The organism is Streptomyces sp. NPDC032126 (assembly GCF_055580085.1).
Genome location: NZ_JBVIMA010000004.1, coordinates 337,496 through 352,731, shown reverse-complemented (window position 1 = coordinate 352,731; position 15,236 = coordinate 337,496). Strand labels below are relative to the sequence as shown.

At 71.1% G+C, this 15,236-nt stretch carries 15 protein-coding genes; 6 read left to right on the top strand and 9 right to left on the bottom strand.

Annotation, left to right across the window (positions count from 1 at the left end; genetic code table 11):
* Window positions 1-413, bottom strand: a 413-nt coding sequence (locus ACZ5NW_RS18025) for a hypothetical protein (RefSeq protein WP_468745099.1), incomplete at its 3' end; no start/stop codon positions are given.
* Between the two features lie 223 nt (window positions 414-636).
* Between ACZ5NW_RS18025 and ACZ5NW_RS18020 the strand changes: the two genes are divergently transcribed.
* Window positions 637-1,665 carry an LLM class flavin-dependent oxidoreductase gene (locus ACZ5NW_RS18020; RefSeq protein ID WP_468744802.1) on the top strand — a complete coding sequence of 343 codons (1,029 nt, stop codon included), beginning with the start codon at window positions 637-639 and terminating at the stop codon, window positions 1,663-1,665.
* Window positions 1,666-1,757: 92 nt separating this feature from the next.
* Here ACZ5NW_RS18020 and ACZ5NW_RS18015 read toward each other — a convergent pair whose 3' ends face one another.
* Window positions 1,758-2,150, bottom strand: a complete 393-nt coding sequence (locus ACZ5NW_RS18015) for an SCO5389 family protein (RefSeq protein ID WP_468744801.1) — start codon at window positions 2,148-2,150, stop codon at window positions 1,758-1,760.
* A gap of 311 nt (window positions 2,151-2,461) precedes the next feature.
* On the opposite strand from ACZ5NW_RS18015, the gene nucS reads away from it, so the two are divergent.
* The gene (gene nucS / locus ACZ5NW_RS18010) at window positions 2,462-3,133 is read left to right on the top strand and encodes an endonuclease NucS (protein WP_468744800.1); all 672 of its coding nucleotides are present in this window, start codon (window positions 2,462-2,464) and stop codon (window positions 3,131-3,133) included.
* Window positions 3,134-3,208: 75 nt separating this feature from the next.
* Here nucS and ACZ5NW_RS18005 read toward each other — a convergent pair whose 3' ends face one another.
* Entirely contained in the window at window positions 3,209-5,704 is a 2,496-nt protein-coding gene (locus tag ACZ5NW_RS18005; protein ID WP_468744799.1) for an ATP-binding protein, read from the bottom strand.
* Between the two features lie 228 nt (window positions 5,705-5,932).
* Window positions 5,933-6,256, bottom strand: a complete 324-nt coding sequence (locus ACZ5NW_RS18000; protein ID WP_468744798.1) for an STAS domain-containing protein — start codon at window positions 6,254-6,256, stop codon at window positions 5,933-5,935.
* A 488-nt stretch (window positions 6,257-6,744) separates the two neighbouring features.
* On the opposite strand from ACZ5NW_RS18000, the gene ACZ5NW_RS17995 reads away from it, so the two are divergent.
* On the top strand, window positions 6,745-7,317 hold the full coding sequence (locus tag ACZ5NW_RS17995; protein ID WP_468744797.1) for a cob(I)yrinic acid a,c-diamide adenosyltransferase: 573 nt from the start codon (window positions 6,745-6,747) through the stop codon (window positions 7,315-7,317).
* Here the strand turns inward: ACZ5NW_RS17995 and ACZ5NW_RS17990 are convergent.
* Window positions 7,314-7,844, bottom strand: coding sequence for a hypothetical protein (locus ACZ5NW_RS17990; RefSeq protein ID WP_468744796.1), 531 nt, complete (start codon window positions 7,842-7,844; stop codon window positions 7,314-7,316). The two genes, ACZ5NW_RS17995 and ACZ5NW_RS17990, sit on opposite strands and share 4 nt — an antisense overlap.
* A 151-nt stretch (window positions 7,845-7,995) precedes the next feature.
* Between ACZ5NW_RS17990 and ACZ5NW_RS17985 the strand changes: the two genes are divergently transcribed.
* The 3 genes from ACZ5NW_RS17985 (at window position 7,996) to ACZ5NW_RS17975 (ending at window position 11,788) form a co-directional block, all read left to right on the top strand.
* Window positions 7,996-9,153, top strand: a complete 1,158-nt coding sequence (locus ACZ5NW_RS17985) for a sensor histidine kinase (protein WP_468744795.1) — start codon at window positions 7,996-7,998, stop codon at window positions 9,151-9,153.
* Window positions 9,150-9,800, top strand: coding sequence for a response regulator (locus tag ACZ5NW_RS17980; RefSeq protein WP_468744794.1), 651 nt, complete (start codon window positions 9,150-9,152; stop codon window positions 9,798-9,800). Before ACZ5NW_RS17985 ends, ACZ5NW_RS17980 begins: the two co-directional genes overlap by 4 nt.
* 167 nt (window positions 9,801-9,967) lie before the next feature.
* Window positions 9,968-11,788 (top strand): glycosyl hydrolase family 18 protein, encoded by a 1,821-nt coding sequence (locus ACZ5NW_RS17975; RefSeq protein ID WP_468744793.1) that lies wholly within the window; start codon window positions 9,968-9,970, stop codon window positions 11,786-11,788.
* Window positions 11,789-11,795: 7 nt separating this feature from the next.
* Here ACZ5NW_RS17975 and ACZ5NW_RS17970 read toward each other — a convergent pair whose 3' ends face one another.
* From ACZ5NW_RS17970 to ACZ5NW_RS17955, 4 genes are all read right to left on the bottom strand, one after another.
* Window positions 11,796-12,242, bottom strand: coding sequence for a DUF2550 domain-containing protein (locus tag ACZ5NW_RS17970; protein WP_468744792.1), 447 nt, complete (start codon window positions 12,240-12,242; stop codon window positions 11,796-11,798).
* Between the two features lie 142 nt (window positions 12,243-12,384).
* Window positions 12,385-12,759: a F0F1 ATP synthase subunit epsilon gene (locus ACZ5NW_RS17965; protein ID WP_468744791.1), complete on the bottom strand. Its 375-nt coding sequence runs from the start codon at window positions 12,757-12,759 to the stop codon at window positions 12,385-12,387.
* 119 nt (window positions 12,760-12,878) lie between these two features.
* Window positions 12,879-14,315 (bottom strand): F0F1 ATP synthase subunit beta, encoded by a 1,437-nt coding sequence (atpD, locus tag ACZ5NW_RS17960; RefSeq protein WP_468744790.1) that lies wholly within the window; start codon window positions 14,313-14,315, stop codon window positions 12,879-12,881.
* Complete coding sequence (locus tag ACZ5NW_RS17955) at window positions 14,315-15,232, bottom strand: F0F1 ATP synthase subunit gamma (protein WP_468744789.1); 918 nt, start codon at window positions 15,230-15,232, stop codon at window positions 14,315-14,317. Before ACZ5NW_RS17955 ends, atpD begins: the two co-directional genes overlap by 1 nt.
* Between the last annotated feature and the right edge of the window lie 4 nt (window positions 15,233-15,236).

Below are 15,236 nucleotides of genomic sequence, written 5' to 3'. Positions count from 1 at the left end.
GGTTGTTTGCTGTTTTTTTCTCCTTTTCTTTTTTCTTGGGGGGGAGGGGGGGTTTCGGATTTCCTTTTCCCTCGGACTTTCGCCGTTCTCGGGCCCCCCCCCCCCCCGGGGTTCCCCCGGTCCCGCGCGTTCCAGCACGCCTTGTGCCAGTGCCGGCGGTCGTCGACCCCCGAGTGGTCCGGCCACGCGACGACGTGCGGGACGCCGTCCGGGATCATCTGGTCGCAGCCCGGGCAGCGGTACGTCTTGCCCTGGGCGCTCGCCCCCGCCACATGCCGTACGTTCCACTCCTCGCCCTGCCAGCTGACCGAGGACTGGAAGCCGCCGTAGCGGCCGGACCGCTCGTCCTCGGCGCTCTGGCCGGCCGGGCCCGACGCACCGGTTCCCTTGGGTCGGTTGCGACGCGGGGACACAGAACACCTCACGGGGCTATACAGGAAGCAGGGACCGCGTCCAGCCTACGCGGCGTGCGAGGGGGTACGCGTAGGGAACCAACCCCCACAAGTCCCCGCCCCCGGCGACCCATTCTCCAGACAATCCGCAAATCTCTCCGCCAGGCCGTGTCCTCGGCACGTGTCGGACGGTTATGCCGGGTGGGGGAGCTCCGCGTCGGAGCCAAGGAAGCAGGAAAGTGCCATGCGCGTAGGAAGTTTCGTGTTGGCGGCCCAGTTCCCGGGTCAGGGCCAGGGGGAGGCGCTGCACCGCGCGGTCCGCTCGGCCGAGGTCGCCGAGGAGGCGGGGCTGGAGTCGGTCTGGCTGGCCGAGCACCACTTCGTGCCCTACGGCACGTGCCCGTCCGCCGTCACCCTCGCCGCTTTACTGCTGGGCCGCACCCGCCGCATCCGGGTCGGCACGGCGGTCAGCGTGCTGCCCACCGCCCATCCCGTCGCCCTGGGCGAGCAGGCCGCGTTGCTGCATCTGACGAGCGGCGGCCGCTTCTCGCTCGGTGTGGGCCGGGGCGGACCGTGGGTCGATCTGGAGGTGTTCGGCGCCGGACTCGCGGCGTACGAACAGGAGTTCCCGGAATCACTCGATCTGCTGCTGCGCTGGCTGCGTGAACCCTCGGTGGGGGCGGACGGCGACCGGTTCCGCTTCCGCGAAGTCCCCGTCGTACCCCGGCCGTCGGAGGCGCTGACGGACGTGGCCGGGCCGGAGGTGGTCCTCGCGTGCACCTCCCCGAAGAGCGTGCGGCTGGCCGCCGAGCGCGGGCTGCCGATGCTGCTCGGGATGCATGTGGGCGACGAGGAAAAGGCCGAGATGATCGCCCTGTGGCGGCGCCACGCGCGCGCGGCCAGACGGTCCGAGGACGAGATCCGCTCGGCGGCTCATGTCTCGGCGGGCGTCTGCCAGATCGCGGACCGGCGCACGGACGCGGTGGAGACCCTGGTGAAGGCGATGCCGGGCTGGCTGCGCCAGGGACTCGACGCGCATGTCACCGTGGACGGCCGGATGCGGCAGATGCGCGACCCGGTCGCGTACACCGAACTGCTCTGCGGGCTGCACCCGGTGGGCACCCCGAGGCTGTGCGCCGACCGGCTCGCGGCGACCAGCGAGCGAACCGGTATCTCCCGGTTCGCCCTGCTCGTCGAGGGCTCCGGCGATCTCGCGGCGACGGAGGAGAACGTACGGCGGCTGGGCACGGAGGTGCTCCCCCACCTCCGCTGACCGCACTGGACCGCCGTATCGCGCAGGGCGCTTGCCGCTCCCGTACTGATGCACCTCCCGCGTAGGGAGCGGCAAGCCAGAGACTGACCGCGTCAGCAGTCCCGGAGCTCCGGGGACTGGTTCAGCAGCTGGCTGCGCACCGAGGTGAAGCGGGCGAGGGTGTCGTCCACCGACGGGTCCAGCGGGAACACCGCCACCCGGTGGCAGTTCTGGAAGGCCAGCCGCACACCGAAGTGCCGCTGCAGGGCGCCGCGTATGGCGTCACTCGCGAGCGCACGCAGCAGCTGACCGCGTGCCTGCTCGTCCGGCGGGGGCGTCTGGTTGTCGGCGAAGGCACCGCCGTCGACCTTCAGCTGGGCCACCAGGGAGCTGATCATCTCCCATGCGTAGGGCAGGGAGGTCCGGACGCAGTCGACGAAGTCAGCTTCGTCGACCTCGCCTCGCTCGGCCTGTTCGAGTAGGGCCGGTGAGACGTCGAGCGACATGGGTTCTCCTCTCGCACCCCAGAAGAGCAGGGGTTGCCGGACAGGGATGGGGAGTTCGCCATGCCGAAATACCGGACACGCTGCGTACACGCATCGCGACCTCCCGTTCACTACGGTAGGCAACCGACGGTGACGGCACCAGGAGAATGCGCACAAAGGGAATTCCCGGTGGGATCACAATCAGCCACGCGGCGAAGCCCTGGTTTCCGGGAGAAACGGGTGGGGCCCGAGGGGCCTCGGTCGAGGGTGGTGGCGGGGGGACCGGCGGGCGAATCGCGTGCACCGGTGGGTGTCGAGTAGCGTTGCCGACCATGCGTCTCGTCATCGCCCGGTGCTCCGTCGACTACGCCGGCCGGCTCACCGCCCACCTCCCCGCCGCCCCCCGTCTCATCCTGGTGAAGGCGGACGGCAGCGTCTCGATCCACGCGGACGACCGGGCCTACAAGCCCCTGAACTGGATGTCGCCGCCCTGCACGCTGAAGGAGGGCACGGGCGAGGAGGAGGGCGTCTGGACCGTCGTCAACAAGGCGGGCGAGAAGCTCATCATCACGATGGAGGAAGTCCTCCACGACTCCTCGCACGAACTCGGCGTCGACCCGGGCCTGATCAAGGACGGCGTGGAAGCGCACCTCCAGGAACTGCTCGCCGACCGCATCGAGACCCTCGGCGAGGGCTACACCCTCATCCGCCGCGAGTACATGACCGCCATCGGCCCGGTCGACATCCTCTGCCGGGACGGCGAGGGCCGCACGGTGGCCGTCGAGATCAAGCGGCGCGGCGAGATCGACGGCGTCGAGCAGCTGACCCGCTATCTCGAACTGCTCAACCGCGACCCCCATCTCGCCCCGGTCCGCGGCATCTTCGCGGCACAGGAGATCAAGCCCCAGGCCCGCGTCCTCGCCACGGACCGCGGCATCGGCTGCCAGGTCCTGGACTACGACGCCCTGCGCGGCATCGAGGACGACAAGCTGCGGCTGTTCTGACGCACCCCCGTCCGCTACGACGGTGAGGGCCGGGTTCCTGGGAGGAACCCGGCCCTTCGTGTCGCACGGGGTGCGTCAGATCACCGTCTCCGAGGAGGCGGCCGACTGCGCGCCGCCGGGGCTGCTCGCGCTGCTGCTCGTGGTCACCGGGGCCGAGGACAGCGAGCTGCCGGCGGTCGCGGGGGTGCCGGTGCTCTGGGACGCGGACGGAGTCGGCGAGGTGGAGCCGGTCGACGAGGCCGACGGAGAGGCGCTGGACGAGCCGGACGGGGAGCGGGACGGCGTCGCGGACGGACTGTGGCTCGTGCCCGACGACGGAGTCCTGGACGGCGACGGCGACGAGCCGCCCGTCCCCCGCGTGCTGCCGGTCCCGGACGACGGCTCCGACGTGGGGGTCGGATCGTCCGACGTCCCCATCGTCCCGTCCGGCCCCGGGTCCGTCGGCCGGCTGGTCGCCTTGCCGGTGTCCCCGTTGCCGGAGTCGTCGCCGGGGGTGTCCGCGTCCAGGCCGCCGTCGCCGATGCCGGTGCTGACGGAGGGGTTGGTGCCGACCTTGTCGGAGGGGTCGTTGGCGTCGTTGTCGGACGTGGCGCCCAGCGTGACGACCGTGCCCAGCACGGCGACGAGGAGCGCTCCGGCGCCGGCCGCCACCAGGTTGCGCTTGGCCAGGCCCTTCAGGCCGCCCCGGCGATGGGCCGCCGGAACGGGTTCGGGAGCGGGCCGCCGGGTGACGACCAGGGTCTCGGCCGTGGGCGGCGGGAACGCCGGCACTCCGCGGGGCGGCGACGCCGACTCCTCGTGGCGGGCGTCGGGCACCTCCTCGCCGGCCGTCGCAGCGATCCCGGGCACATCGCCCGAGCGGTCGCCCACCAGGGCGAGGGCGCGGCGCCCGACGACGGTGCCCCGCTTGTCGGCGAGGGTGCCGCGCAGTCCGATGGAGGACTCCAGCTCGGCGCGGGCCCGGTCGAGCTGTCCCTCGCACAGGGCAAGGACGCCGAGTTCGTGGTGGAAGTAGGCCTGTTCGGCGATGTCGCCGGTGAGGCGGGCGGCCTCGGCGCCGGCCCGCAGGGTCCGCTCCCAGGCGGTCCAGTCGAGCCCCGCGGCGAAGGCGGGGGCGGCGGTGCGGGCCAGCCGGACGGGTGCGCTCTCCTCGCCCTCGGCGGGCGCGGTGGCGCTCGGGGCGAGGGCGGTGAGCGCGGCGAGCAGGGCGTCGGCCTCCGCGCGGACCCGGTCGGGGGTGACCGAGGGGTGTCCGGCCCACCAGGCGTAGTGCTGGGCGGCGGTGTCCAGGAGGGCGTCGGCGCCGTCGGCGTATCCGGCGGCCTCCAGCTGGGCGCGGACGCCGGCGGCGAGCCGGTAGCGGGAGCCGACCGGGGAGACCAGTCCGCAGGCGGCGAGTTCGCCGAGGGCGGCGTCGGCGTGGGTGTCGCCGACGAGCGCGGGCAGATGCGCCTGGTGCGGGACCTCGCCGCCGAGGGCGACGGCGAAGCGGAGGGTGGCGCGGGCGGAGGCGCTGAGCCGGGAGGCGAGCAGCGGGGCGGGCGCGGCGGCCTCGCCGAGGGAGGGCAGGGGTATCTCCTCGCCCTCGCCCGGCACGCTGTCGGCGGGCGCGGTGAGCGGGCGCGCGTCCTCGAAGACGCCGTACTCGTCGACCGCGCCGGCCCGCTCGCGCAGTTGGTCGCGCTGGCGCAGCAGGGCGCCGGCCTGGATGAAGCGCAGGGGCAGGCCCTCGGACTCGAACCAGAGGTCGCCGACCCAGTTGGACTCCTCCTCGGTGAGGACGCGGCCGACGGCGCGCTCGATGAGGTCGACGCCGCCGGCCCGGTCCAGGCCGCTGAGGGCGACGTCCTCGATGCCGGACTCGGCGGAGGGCGCGGGGGTGTCCGGGGTGGCGCCGAGGAGGAAGGCGCACTCGGGGGTGGCGTCCAGCAGTTCGTCGAGGGCGGCGCCGCCGGCTTCGAGGTCGTCGATCACGACGATGGCGCCGATCTCGCGGACGAGGTCGAGGAGTTCGGCGTGTTCCGGGCGGTGCCCGTCGGCGTCGTGGACGGCGTGGAAGAGGTCGTGCAGCAGTTCGGCGGGGGTGCGGCCGTGACCGGAGAGGCGGACCACGCCGTCGGGGGCGAGGTCGGCGCAGTCCTCGGCGACGAGGTCGAGCAGCCGGGTGCGGCCGGAGCCGGCGGGGCCGATGAGGCGTACGGAGCGGCCGCGGGCGAGCATCCGGACGAGCTGTTCGCGTTCGTCCTGGCGGCTGAGCAGCGGCATCACGGGCTGGGCGGGTCCGGCGGGGACGGGCGGCCGGGCGGCGCGGTCGGTCTCGACGCGCTGTTCGGCGGTGCGGCGGGCGGGCCGTCCGGGCCGCTCCCCGGGCGGGCAGAGTTCTATCTCACTGCCGTCGACGGGGTTGACGGTGAGCAGGTACTCGCCGGCGACGATCCGGGCCGTGCGGGCGACGGTCGGCGCGTGCTGGCCGAAGTCGGGTGTCAGCGGGTCCCTGGAGGGGCGCGGGCGTGGCGTGCGGCCGTCGCCCTCGTGGCCGTACTCCTCGGGCCCCTGGTTGTTCGGGTCCATAGGTCAAGCCCCCCAAAAGCGTCGTGTGGCGGTAGCCCCTCCCGGCCTTGCTGCACACTGCGCTGTCGCTTCTGGTCCGGTGCCCGCTCGAGGGATGCGGGCGGCGGGCAGACGAACCGTAAACCTTCGCACAGTATCTCCGACAGCCCGGGGTGCCACGCCGTCCGAGACGTCACAGTCCGGTGAGGATTGCCTGCGACGCGCGTTTCGCCACGGCGAGGACCGAGGTCACACGCGGGGCAGGAACTCCGCCGCGAGGCCGCCCTCGATCGCGAGGATGCGGTGCAGCCGGGTGGCCACCAGCAGCCGCTGCATCTGCGGCGGCACACCGCGCAGCACCAGGCGTCGGCCGCAGCGGCCGGCCCTTCGGTGCGCGCCCATGATCACGCCGAGTCCGGTGGCGTCCCAGGAGTCGAGCTCGGACAGGTCGAGCACCAGGTCGCCGTCTCCGTCGTCGACGGCCGTGTGCAGGACCGTACGGGCGTCCGCCGCGCTGCGGACATCGAGGCGGCCCCCGACGACCAGCTCGGCGTGGTCGCCCCTGATGTGCATATGCGCTCCCCTAAGGCGTGCGTCTCGTGCTCCGCGGTGTGGTTGTCCGGCTGTTGCAACCTCTGACTGCGGGAAGCGGCCGAAGGTTGCCGTCTGTGAGCGAACCGATACCGAATTCACTCGCAGGGGTGAGGCAGGTGTGCCGTGTGCGGTTTCCGTGCCTGGAGAAGCGATGCCCGTTCACGCGTCCGCCCTCACCGGCGTCAGCCGTCCGGCGCAGCGTGCCCCCACTCCGGGTCCGCGTTCCCTCTCGGCCGGACACTAGCGGGAGCGAGGCGCTGTGTGAGCGGTTAGTAACGCGTTTCACGTCTCAAGAGGTGAGACGCCCGTCACGTGCGCTGTGAGAAGACCCGGACAGGCGGGGCGAGTTCACGCTTTCGCCCCAAGACACCGTCTTTGTCCGGGGTGTCCGCGCGGTTGTCCGCCGTGGGTTCACGCGGGCCCGCCCGGGGTGCCCCGCGCGTCCCCTCCGTCATTACGCTGGCCTCATGGTCAATCTCACCCGCATCTACACCAGGACCGGCGACCGGGGCACGACGGCCCTCGGCGACATGAGCCGGGTCCCGAAGACGGACCTGCGCATCGCTGCGTACGCCGACGCCAACGAGGCGAACGCGGTCATCGGCACGGCGATCGCGCTGGGCGGACTGGACGACGCCGTGGTGAAGGTCCTCACCCGGGTCCAGAACGACCTGTTCGACGTGGGCGCGGACCTGTCGACGCCGGTGGTGGCGAACCCGGAGTTCCCGCCGCTGCGGGTGGAGCAGTTCTACATCGACCGGTTGGAGGCCGACTGCGACCGCTTCAACGCGGAGCTGGAGAAGCTGCGGTCGTTCATCCTCCCCGGGGGGACGCCGGGCGCGGCCCTGCTGCACCAGGCGTGCACGGTCGTACGGCGGGCGGAGCGCTCGACGTGGGCGGCGCTGGAAGCGCACGGCGAGGCGATGAACCCGCTGACCGCGACCTACCTCAACCGCCTGTCCGACCTGCTGTTCATCCTGGCCCGCACGGCCAACAAGGAGACGGGCGACGTGCTGTGGGTGCCCGGGGGCGAGCGCTAACGCCTCTTGGGGAAGAGCGTGTAGCTCGCGGCGATGACGACGTTGACGCCGATCACGACGAGCATCCGCTGCTGCCAGGCCACCAGGGACGCGGTGTCGCCGTCGCCGCCGACGTACCAGACGGCGGACTGGAGCAGCGCCAGGGCGACCGCCGAGGCCAGGATCCAGCGGCCCGCGACCTTCCATTCGTGGACGGCGCGGGCCGTTCCGTACTTCGGGGGCCGCGCGGGCGGCGGTCCGCCGGCGAAGCGGTGGGCGACACGGGCGTCGGCCCACTGGATGGTGGAGTGGCCGAGGCCCACGGTGAAGCCGATGTAGACGGCGGCGAGACCGTGCCGCCAGTCGGGCTGCGCGCCGTTCTTCAGGTCGACGGCGGTGACCACGAACAGCACGACCTCCAGCAGCGGCTCGCACAGCAGCAGGGCGAGGCCGACGCGCGGCATCCGGAAGGCGTACCGGAAGGCCAGTCCGGCCGCCAGCAGCACCCAGAACGCCACCTCGCACGCGACGATCAACCCGACGATCACGGTTCGCTCCCTTCGCTCACCCTCCAGATTTCCGTGACCGGGGGCGGCTTTCGTCGTCGCCGGTGAGGACCTGGCGGTACATCGAAAGATGCAGTCGGGGACCCTTCCGCGGGTGCAGGCGCGGGCCGGGCGGGCCGTGTTGGATGGCACCATGGCCGCAGCACCGACCCGCCCCAACCGCTTCGATGTGTACATCGCCGTCGCCGGGCTGCTCGGCGGGGTGGGGATGTGGGCGCTCGGCCTGTACACGTCGGGCGCCGGCGTGCTGGCCCCCGTGTGGCAGCTCCCGCCGCTGGCCGTGATGGCGGGCCTCGAACTGCTGCGCCGCACCAGGCCCCAGACGGCCCTGATGGTCGGCACGGGCGCCGTCGTGATGGACGCGTTCACGCCGGGCAACGCGGCGACGATCCTGATGTTCACGGACCTCGCCTACGCGGCCGTGCTGTACGGCACCCCGGCCGCCGCCCGCCGGATCCCGGTCACCACCGGACTGGTCACGGTCGGGGCGACGCTCGCCTTCCTGATCTGGTGGCGCACACCGCAGGCCCTGCTGGTGGGCCTCGGCGTGGGCATCGTCTCCTTCGGTCCCGCCGCCACGGGCGCGCTCGTGCGCAACCACCGCGACGCCGCCGAGACGGCCCGACTGCGGGCCGAACAGACCGCGCTGCTGGCCGAGATGGACCGCGCCCAGGCGGTCACCGCGGAACGCGCCCGGGTCGCCCGCGAGTTGCACGACCTGGTCGCGGGCCATCTCTCGGCGATCGCCATCCACTCCACGGCCGCGCTCTCCCTGGACGACGCGGCGACGTCCCGGGAGGCTCTCGCGGTCGTCCGGGAGAACAGCGTCGAGGGGCTGGCCGAGATGCGGCGGCTGATCGGCATCCTGCGCGACAGCAGCGGCGACCTGGAACCGGCCGCGGCACCGACGCTCGACGGGCTCGGCGCGCTGGTGGAGGGCGCCCGCGCCAACGGCCTCGACGTCGTCCTCGACACCGATCACGGCGGGCTGCCCGCGCCCGTCGGGCTCGCCGCGTACCGCATCGTGCAGGAGTCCCTGACCAACGCCCTCAAGCACGCCTCCCCCGGCCGGGTCGCCGTGTCGCTGGCCCACGGGGACGACCGCCTCGCCGTCACCGTGACGAGTCCCGACGGCGGCCACGACAGCCCGCGTGCTCCGGGCTCCGGCGCCGGTCTGGTCGGGATGCGGGAGCGGGCCGCGCTGCTGGGCGGGACGTTCACCGCCGGTTCCGACGGGGCGCTGTGGACCGTACACGCCGAACTGCCCCTGGCCGAAGGAGATCCCGCATGACCCGTCCCGTCCGTGTCCTCGTCGCCGAGGACCAGTCCGCCGTGCGCTCCGGGCTGGTGCTCATCCTGCGCAGCGCCCCCGACATCGAGGTGGTCGGCGAGGCGGCGGACGGGGAGGAGGCGGTGGCGCTGGCGCGTGAGCTGCGCCCGGACGTGGTGCTGATGGATGTTCAGATGCCGCGCCTGGACGGGGTGTCGGCGACCCGCGAGGTCGTGGCGGAGGGCCTGGCCGATGTGCTGGTGCTGACCACCTTCGATCTCGACGAGTACGTCTTCGGTGCGCTGCGGGCCGGTGCCGCCGGGTTTCTGCTGAAGAACACCGAGGCGCGGGATCTGCTGGACGCGGTCCGTACGGTCGCGCGCGGCGACGGCGTCGTCGCGCCGGCGGTGACGCGCCGGCTGATCGCGGAGTTCGCGGCCGGTCCGGCACGGCGGCCGCGGGGCGATACGACGGTCCTGGACGGGCTGACGCGCCGGGAGCGGGAGGTGCTCTCGTGTCTCGGAGAGGGGCTGTCGAACGCGGGGATCGCCGAGCGGCTGGACATGGCGGAGGCGACGGTGAAGACGCACGTCAGCCGGTTGCTGGGGAAGCTCGAGCTGCGCAGCCGGGTGCAAGCGGCGGTGCTGGCCCAGGAGTTGGGGATCTAGGTCGGGCGGTTGCCCGTCACCGTCCCGGCGTTTCCCGCCACCGTCACAGGTGGTCCAGACCTATTGACCTATGGTCCAGACCTTTCTATTCTCGCCGCACTGTGGGCTGAAGGCTCAGTCATGCCCACGACACCCCACCCCCGCACCTCAACAGGAGGAGGCGCAGGATGCGCTTCAGACACAGAGCGGCGGCCGGACTGGCCACCCTGGTGCTCCCGCTGGCAGGACTGGTCGGCCTCGCGACCCAGGCCCAGGCCGCGACGAGCGCCACCGCCACCTACACCAAGGCCTCGGACTGGGGCACCGGCTTCGAGGGCCGGTGGACCGTCAAGAACACCGGCACGACGGCCATCAGTTCCTGGACGGTCGAGTGGGACTTTCCCTCCGGCACGTCCGTCACCTCCGCCTGGGACGCCGACGTCACGTCCTCCGGCACCCACTGGACCGCCAAGAACAAGTCCTACAACGGCTCCCTGGCCCCCGGCGCCACCGTCTCCTTCGGCTTCAACGGAGCGGGCAGCGGCTCGCCCTCCAACTGCAAGCTGAACGGCGGCAGTTGTGACGGCGGCACCACCACCCCCGGTGACGCCGCGCCCTCCGCGCCCGGCACCCCGACCGCCTCCAACATCACCAACACCTCGGTACAGCTCAGCTGGAGCGCGGCCACCGACGACAAGGGCGTCAAGAACTACGACGTGCTGCGCGACGGCACCAAGGTCGCCACGGTGACGACGACCTCCTACACCGACACCGGCCTGACCGCCGGCACCGACTACTCCTACACCGTCCAGGCCCGGGACACCGCCGACCAGACCGGCCCCGTCAGCGGCTCGGTCGCCGTGCACACCACCGGCGGCACCACTCCCCCGCCCACCGGCAACAAGGTCAAGCTCGGCTACTTCACCGAGTGGGGCATCTACGGACGCAACTACAACGTCAAGAACCTGGTGACGTCCGGCTCCGCCGCGAAGATCACGCACATCAACTACGCCTTCGGCAACGTCACCAACGGCCAGTGCGCGATCGGCGACTCCTACGCCGACTACGACAAGGCGTTCACCGCCGACCAGTCCGTCGACGGTGTCGCCGACACCTGGGACCAGCCGCTGCGCGGCAACTTCAACCAGCTGCGCAAGCTGAAGGCCAAGTACCCGAACCTCAAGGTGCTGTGGTCCTTCGGCGGCTGGACCTGGTCCGGCGGGTTCGGGCAGGCCGCGGCCAACCCGGCCGCCTTCGCCCAGTCCTGCTACAACCTGGTCGAGGACCCGCGCTGGGCCGATGTCTTCGACGGCATCGACATCGACTGGGAGTACCCGAACGCCTGCGGCCTGAGCTGTGACACCTCCGGTGCGGCGGCCTTCAAGAACCTGGTGTCGGCACTGCGTGCCAAGTTCGGCGCGAACTACCTGGTCACCGCGGCCACCACGGCCGACGGCTCCTCCGGCGGCAAGATCGACGCCACCGACTACGCGGGCGCCGCCCAGTACGTCGACTGGTACAACGTGATGACGTACGACTTCTTCGGCGCGTGGGCCGCGCAGGGACCGACCGCCCCGCACTCCCCGCTCACCTCCTACAGCGGCATCCCGCAGGCCGGCTTCACCACGGCCGACGCGATGGCCAAGTACAAGGCGAAGGGCGTCCCCGCGAGCAAGCTGCTCATCGGCATCGGCTTCTACGGGCGCGGCTGGACCGGCGTCACCCAGGACGCCCCCGGCGGCACCGCCACCGGCCCCGCGGCCGGCACCTACGAGCAGGGCATCGAGGACTACAAGGTCCTCAAGACGTCCTGCCCGGCCACCGGCACGATCGCCGGCACGGCGTACGCCCACTGCGGCAGCAACTGGTGGTCCTACGACACCCCCGCGACCATCGCCGGCAAGATGACCTGGGCCAAGAACCAGGGACTCGGCGGCGCCTTCTTCTGGGAGTTCAGCGGCGACACCAGCAACGGTGAACTGGTGAACGCCATCAGCAGCAACCTGTAAGCACTACCTACGCGACATTGACGCGCTGACCGGGCGGGGCTGCCTCCAGCCACGCGAGGAAACCGGTCAGCGCGTCTTCGCTCATCGCGAGCTCCAGCCGGGTGCCCCGGTGCAGACAGGTGAGGATCACCGCGTCGGAGAGCAGCGCCAGCTCCTCCTCACCCTCGGGCAGCCGGCGCCCGGCCACCTCGATCGAGGCGCGCTCCAGGACACGGCGTGGGCGATAGGCGTAGGAGAAGACGCGGTACCAGTCGATGCGGTCGCCGCTGTAGCGGGCGACGCCGTAGCTCCAGCCCTTGCCGCTGGTGTCGGGATGCTCCGCGACGTCCCAGCGCAGCGAACAGTCGAAGGTGCCACCGGAACGCTGGATGAGTCTGCGGCGCAGTCCGAAGACGAAGAGTCCGACCACGACAAGCGCCACGACGATTCCGCACACAGTCAGAGCGAGGACCATCGACACCGACCTCCTCGTCTCCTGGGTACCGAAAATAGGTAACGGAACGGAAAAAACATCCATATCTGCCTCAGCCGCGACCGGCTCCGGATTGCTCCGGTTCCGATCGCGGCTGAGTGACGTCATACAGCTCCGCGCGACTTCAGCGCGTGGCCGCCGCACGAAGTCGTACGTCCGCGCGACGCTCGGCGGCGGCATCGCCCTCCGCCTTCGCCCGCTCCAGCTCGCGCTCCGCGCGCTGGACGTCGATCTCCTCCGACAGCTCGGCGATCTCGGCCAGCAGCGACAGCTTGTTGTCCGCGAACGAGATGAAACCGCCGTGCACCGCGGCGACGACCGTTCCACCATCACTCGTACGGATGGTCACCGGGCCCGACTCCAGCACACCGAGCAGCGGCTGGTGACCGGGCATGACGCCGATGTCGCCGGACGTGGTGCGCGCGACGACCAGGGTGGCCTCGCCGGACCAGACCTGGCGGTCGGCGGCGACCAGCGCGACGTGCAGCTCAGCAGCCAAAGGTGGCTCCTCGGGTCACCACCCGGCTCTTCCTGCCGGGTGTTAGGTACAAGTCTAGTAGGCGTGACAGAGGGGGCGGGACGAGCCCCGCCCCCTCCGATGTCACATGAGCCCCGGCGTCAGGAGACGCCCAGCTCCTTGGCGTTGTTCTTGAGGTCCTCAAGACCACCGCACATGAAGAACGCCTGCTCCGGGAAGTGGTCGTACTCGCCGTCGCAGATCGCGTTGAACGCGGCGATCGACTCGTCCAGCGGCACGTCCGAACCGTCCACGCCGGTGAACTGCTTGGCGACGTGGGTGTTCTGGGACAGGAAGCGCTCCACGCGACGGGCACGGTGGACGACGAGCTTGTCCTCCTCGCCGAGCTCGTCGATACCGAGGATCGCGATGATGTCCTGGAGGTCCTTGTACTTCTGCAGGATCGTCTTGACGCGCATGGCGGCGTCGTAGTGCTCCTGCGCGATGTAGCGCGGGTCCAGGATGCGGGACGTGGAGTCCAGCGGGTCCACGGCCGGGTAGATGCCCTTCTCGGAGATCGGACGGGAGAGAACCGTCGTCGCGTCGAGGTGGGCGAAGGTGGTGGCCGGGGCCGGGTCGGTCAGGTCGTCCGCGGGGACGTAGATCGCCTGCATCGAGGTGATCGAGTGACCACGGGTCGAGGTGATGCGCTCCTGGAGGAGACCCATCTCGTCGGCCAGGTTCGGCTGGTAGCCCACCGCGGAGGGCATACGGCCGAGCAGGGTCGACACCTCGGAACCGGCCTGCGTGAAGCGGAAGATGTTGTCGATGAAGAACAGCACGTCCTGCTTCTGGACGTCACGGAAGTACTCGGCCATGGTGAGGCCGGCCAGCGCGACGCGCAGACGGGTGCCCGGGGGCTCGTCCATCTGACCGAAGACGAGGGCGGTCTTGTCGATGACGCCCGAGTCCGACATCTCCTCGATGAGGTCGTTGCCCTCACGGGTGCGCTCGCCGACACCGGCGAACACGGAGACACCGTCGTGGTTGTTGGCGACGCGGTAGATCATCTCCTGGATGAGCACCGTCTTGCCGACGCCGGCGCCGCCGAACAGACCGATCTTGCCGCCCTTGACGTACGGGGTCAGCAGGTCGATGACCTTGACGCCGGTCTCGAACATCTCGGTCTTCGACTCGAGCTCGTCGAAGTTCGGCGCCTTGCGGTGGATGGACCAGCGCTCGCCGTCGTACGACTCGTCGACGTTCAGCACCTCACCGAGGGTGTTGAACACCTTGCCCTTGGTGAAGTCGCCGACCGGGACGGTGATGCCGTCGCCGGTGTCGGTGACCGCGGCCTGACGGACCAGACCGTCGGTGGGCTGCATGGAGATGGTGCGGACCAGGCCGTCACCCAGGTGCTGGGCGACCTCCAGGGTCAGCGTCTTCTTCTCGCCCGCGTTCGCCGGGTCGGAGACCTCGACGTGCAGCGCGTTGTAGATGTCCGGCATCGCGTCGACGGGGAACTCCACGTCGACGACCGGGCCGATGACCCGCGCGACGCGGCCCGTCGCCGTGGCCGTCTGAGCAGTGGTGGTCATTAGTTGTCACTCCCCGCGGTCGCGTCGGCCAGGGCGCTGGCGCCACCGACGATCTCGCTGATTTCCTGGGTGATTTCGGCCTGGCGGGCCGCATTGGCAAGACGGGAGAGCGTCTCGATGAGCTCGCCCGCGTTGTCGGTGGCCGACTTCATCGCGCGCCGCGTGGCGGCGTGCTTGGAAGCGGCCGACTGAAGCAGCGCGTTGTAGATACGGCTTTCGACGTACCGGGGCAGCAGGGCGTCGAGGACGTCCTCCGCCGACGGCTCGAAGTCGTACAGCGGGAGGATCTCGCCCTTCGGCGCGGACTCCTCGGCCACCTCTTCGAGGCTGAGCGGCAGCAGACGGGCGTCGAGCGCCGTCTGCGTCATCATCGAGACGAACTCGGTGAAGACGATGTGGATCTCGTCCACGCCGCCCTCGGCCGTGTCCTTCTCGATGGCCTCGATCAGCGGCGCCGCGACCTTCTTGGCGTCCGCGTACGTCGGCTCGTCGGTGAAGCCCGTCCACGACTCCGCGACCGTGCGCTCACGGAAGTTGTAGTGGGCGACACCGCGCCGGCCGACGATGTATGTGTCGACCTGCTTGCCCTCGGCCTGAAGGCGTGCCGTCAGCTGCTCCGCGGCCTTGATGGCGTTGGAGTTGAAGGCACCGGCCAGACCGCGGTCGCTCGTCAGGAGCAGCACCGCGGACCGCACGACCGTGTCGGCCTGCGTGGTCAGCGGGTGCTTCGTGTTCGAGCCGGTACCGACCGCCGTGACCGCGCGGGTGAGCTCGGTCGCGTAGGGCGTGGAGGCCGCCACCTTGCGCTGCGCCTTGACGACGCGCGAGGCGGCGATCATCTCCATCGCCTTGGTGATCTTCTTGGTCGCGGTGACGGATCGGATGCGACGCTTGTAGACCCGGAGCTGGGCTCCCATGAGT

What these genes read in the sequence shown, in the direction of transcription:
- ACZ5NW_RS17970 (WP_468744792.1), bottom strand. Translation starts at nt 12,242, where the DNA reads ATGGTCCTCGCTCTGACTGTGTGCGGAATCGTCGTGGCGCTTGTCGTG.
- ACZ5NW_RS18020 (WP_468744802.1), top strand. Translation starts at nt 637, where the DNA reads ATGCGCGTAGGAAGTTTCGTGTTGGCGGCCCAGTTCCCGGGTCAGGGC.
- nucS (WP_468744800.1), top strand. Translation starts at nt 2,462, where the DNA reads ATGCGTCTCGTCATCGCCCGGTGCTCCGTCGACTACGCCGGCCGGCTC.
- ACZ5NW_RS17995 (WP_468744797.1), top strand. Translation starts at nt 6,745, where the DNA reads ATGGTCAATCTCACCCGCATCTACACCAGGACCGGCGACCGGGGCACG.
- ACZ5NW_RS17955 (WP_468744789.1), bottom strand. Translation starts at nt 15,232, where the DNA reads ATGGGAGCCCAGCTCCGGGTCTACAAGCGTCGCATCCGATCCGTCACC.
- ACZ5NW_RS17975 (WP_468744793.1), top strand. Translation starts at nt 9,968, where the DNA reads ATGCGCTTCAGACACAGAGCGGCGGCCGGACTGGCCACCCTGGTGCTC.
- ACZ5NW_RS18015 (WP_468744801.1), bottom strand. Translation starts at nt 2,150, where the DNA reads ATGTCGCTCGACGTCTCACCGGCCCTACTCGAACAGGCCGAGCGAGGC.
- ACZ5NW_RS17980 (WP_468744794.1), top strand. Translation starts at nt 9,150, where the DNA reads ATGACCCGTCCCGTCCGTGTCCTCGTCGCCGAGGACCAGTCCGCCGTG.
- ACZ5NW_RS17985 (WP_468744795.1), top strand. Translation starts at nt 7,996, where the DNA reads ATGGCCGCAGCACCGACCCGCCCCAACCGCTTCGATGTGTACATCGCC.
- ACZ5NW_RS18005 (WP_468744799.1), bottom strand. Translation starts at nt 5,704, where the DNA reads ATGGACCCGAACAACCAGGGGCCCGAGGAGTACGGCCACGAGGGCGAC.
- atpD (WP_468744790.1), bottom strand. Translation starts at nt 14,315, where the DNA reads ATGACCACCACTGCTCAGACGGCCACGGCGACGGGCCGCGTCGCGCGG.
- ACZ5NW_RS18000 (WP_468744798.1), bottom strand. Translation starts at nt 6,256, where the DNA reads ATGCACATCAGGGGCGACCACGCCGAGCTGGTCGTCGGGGGCCGCCTC.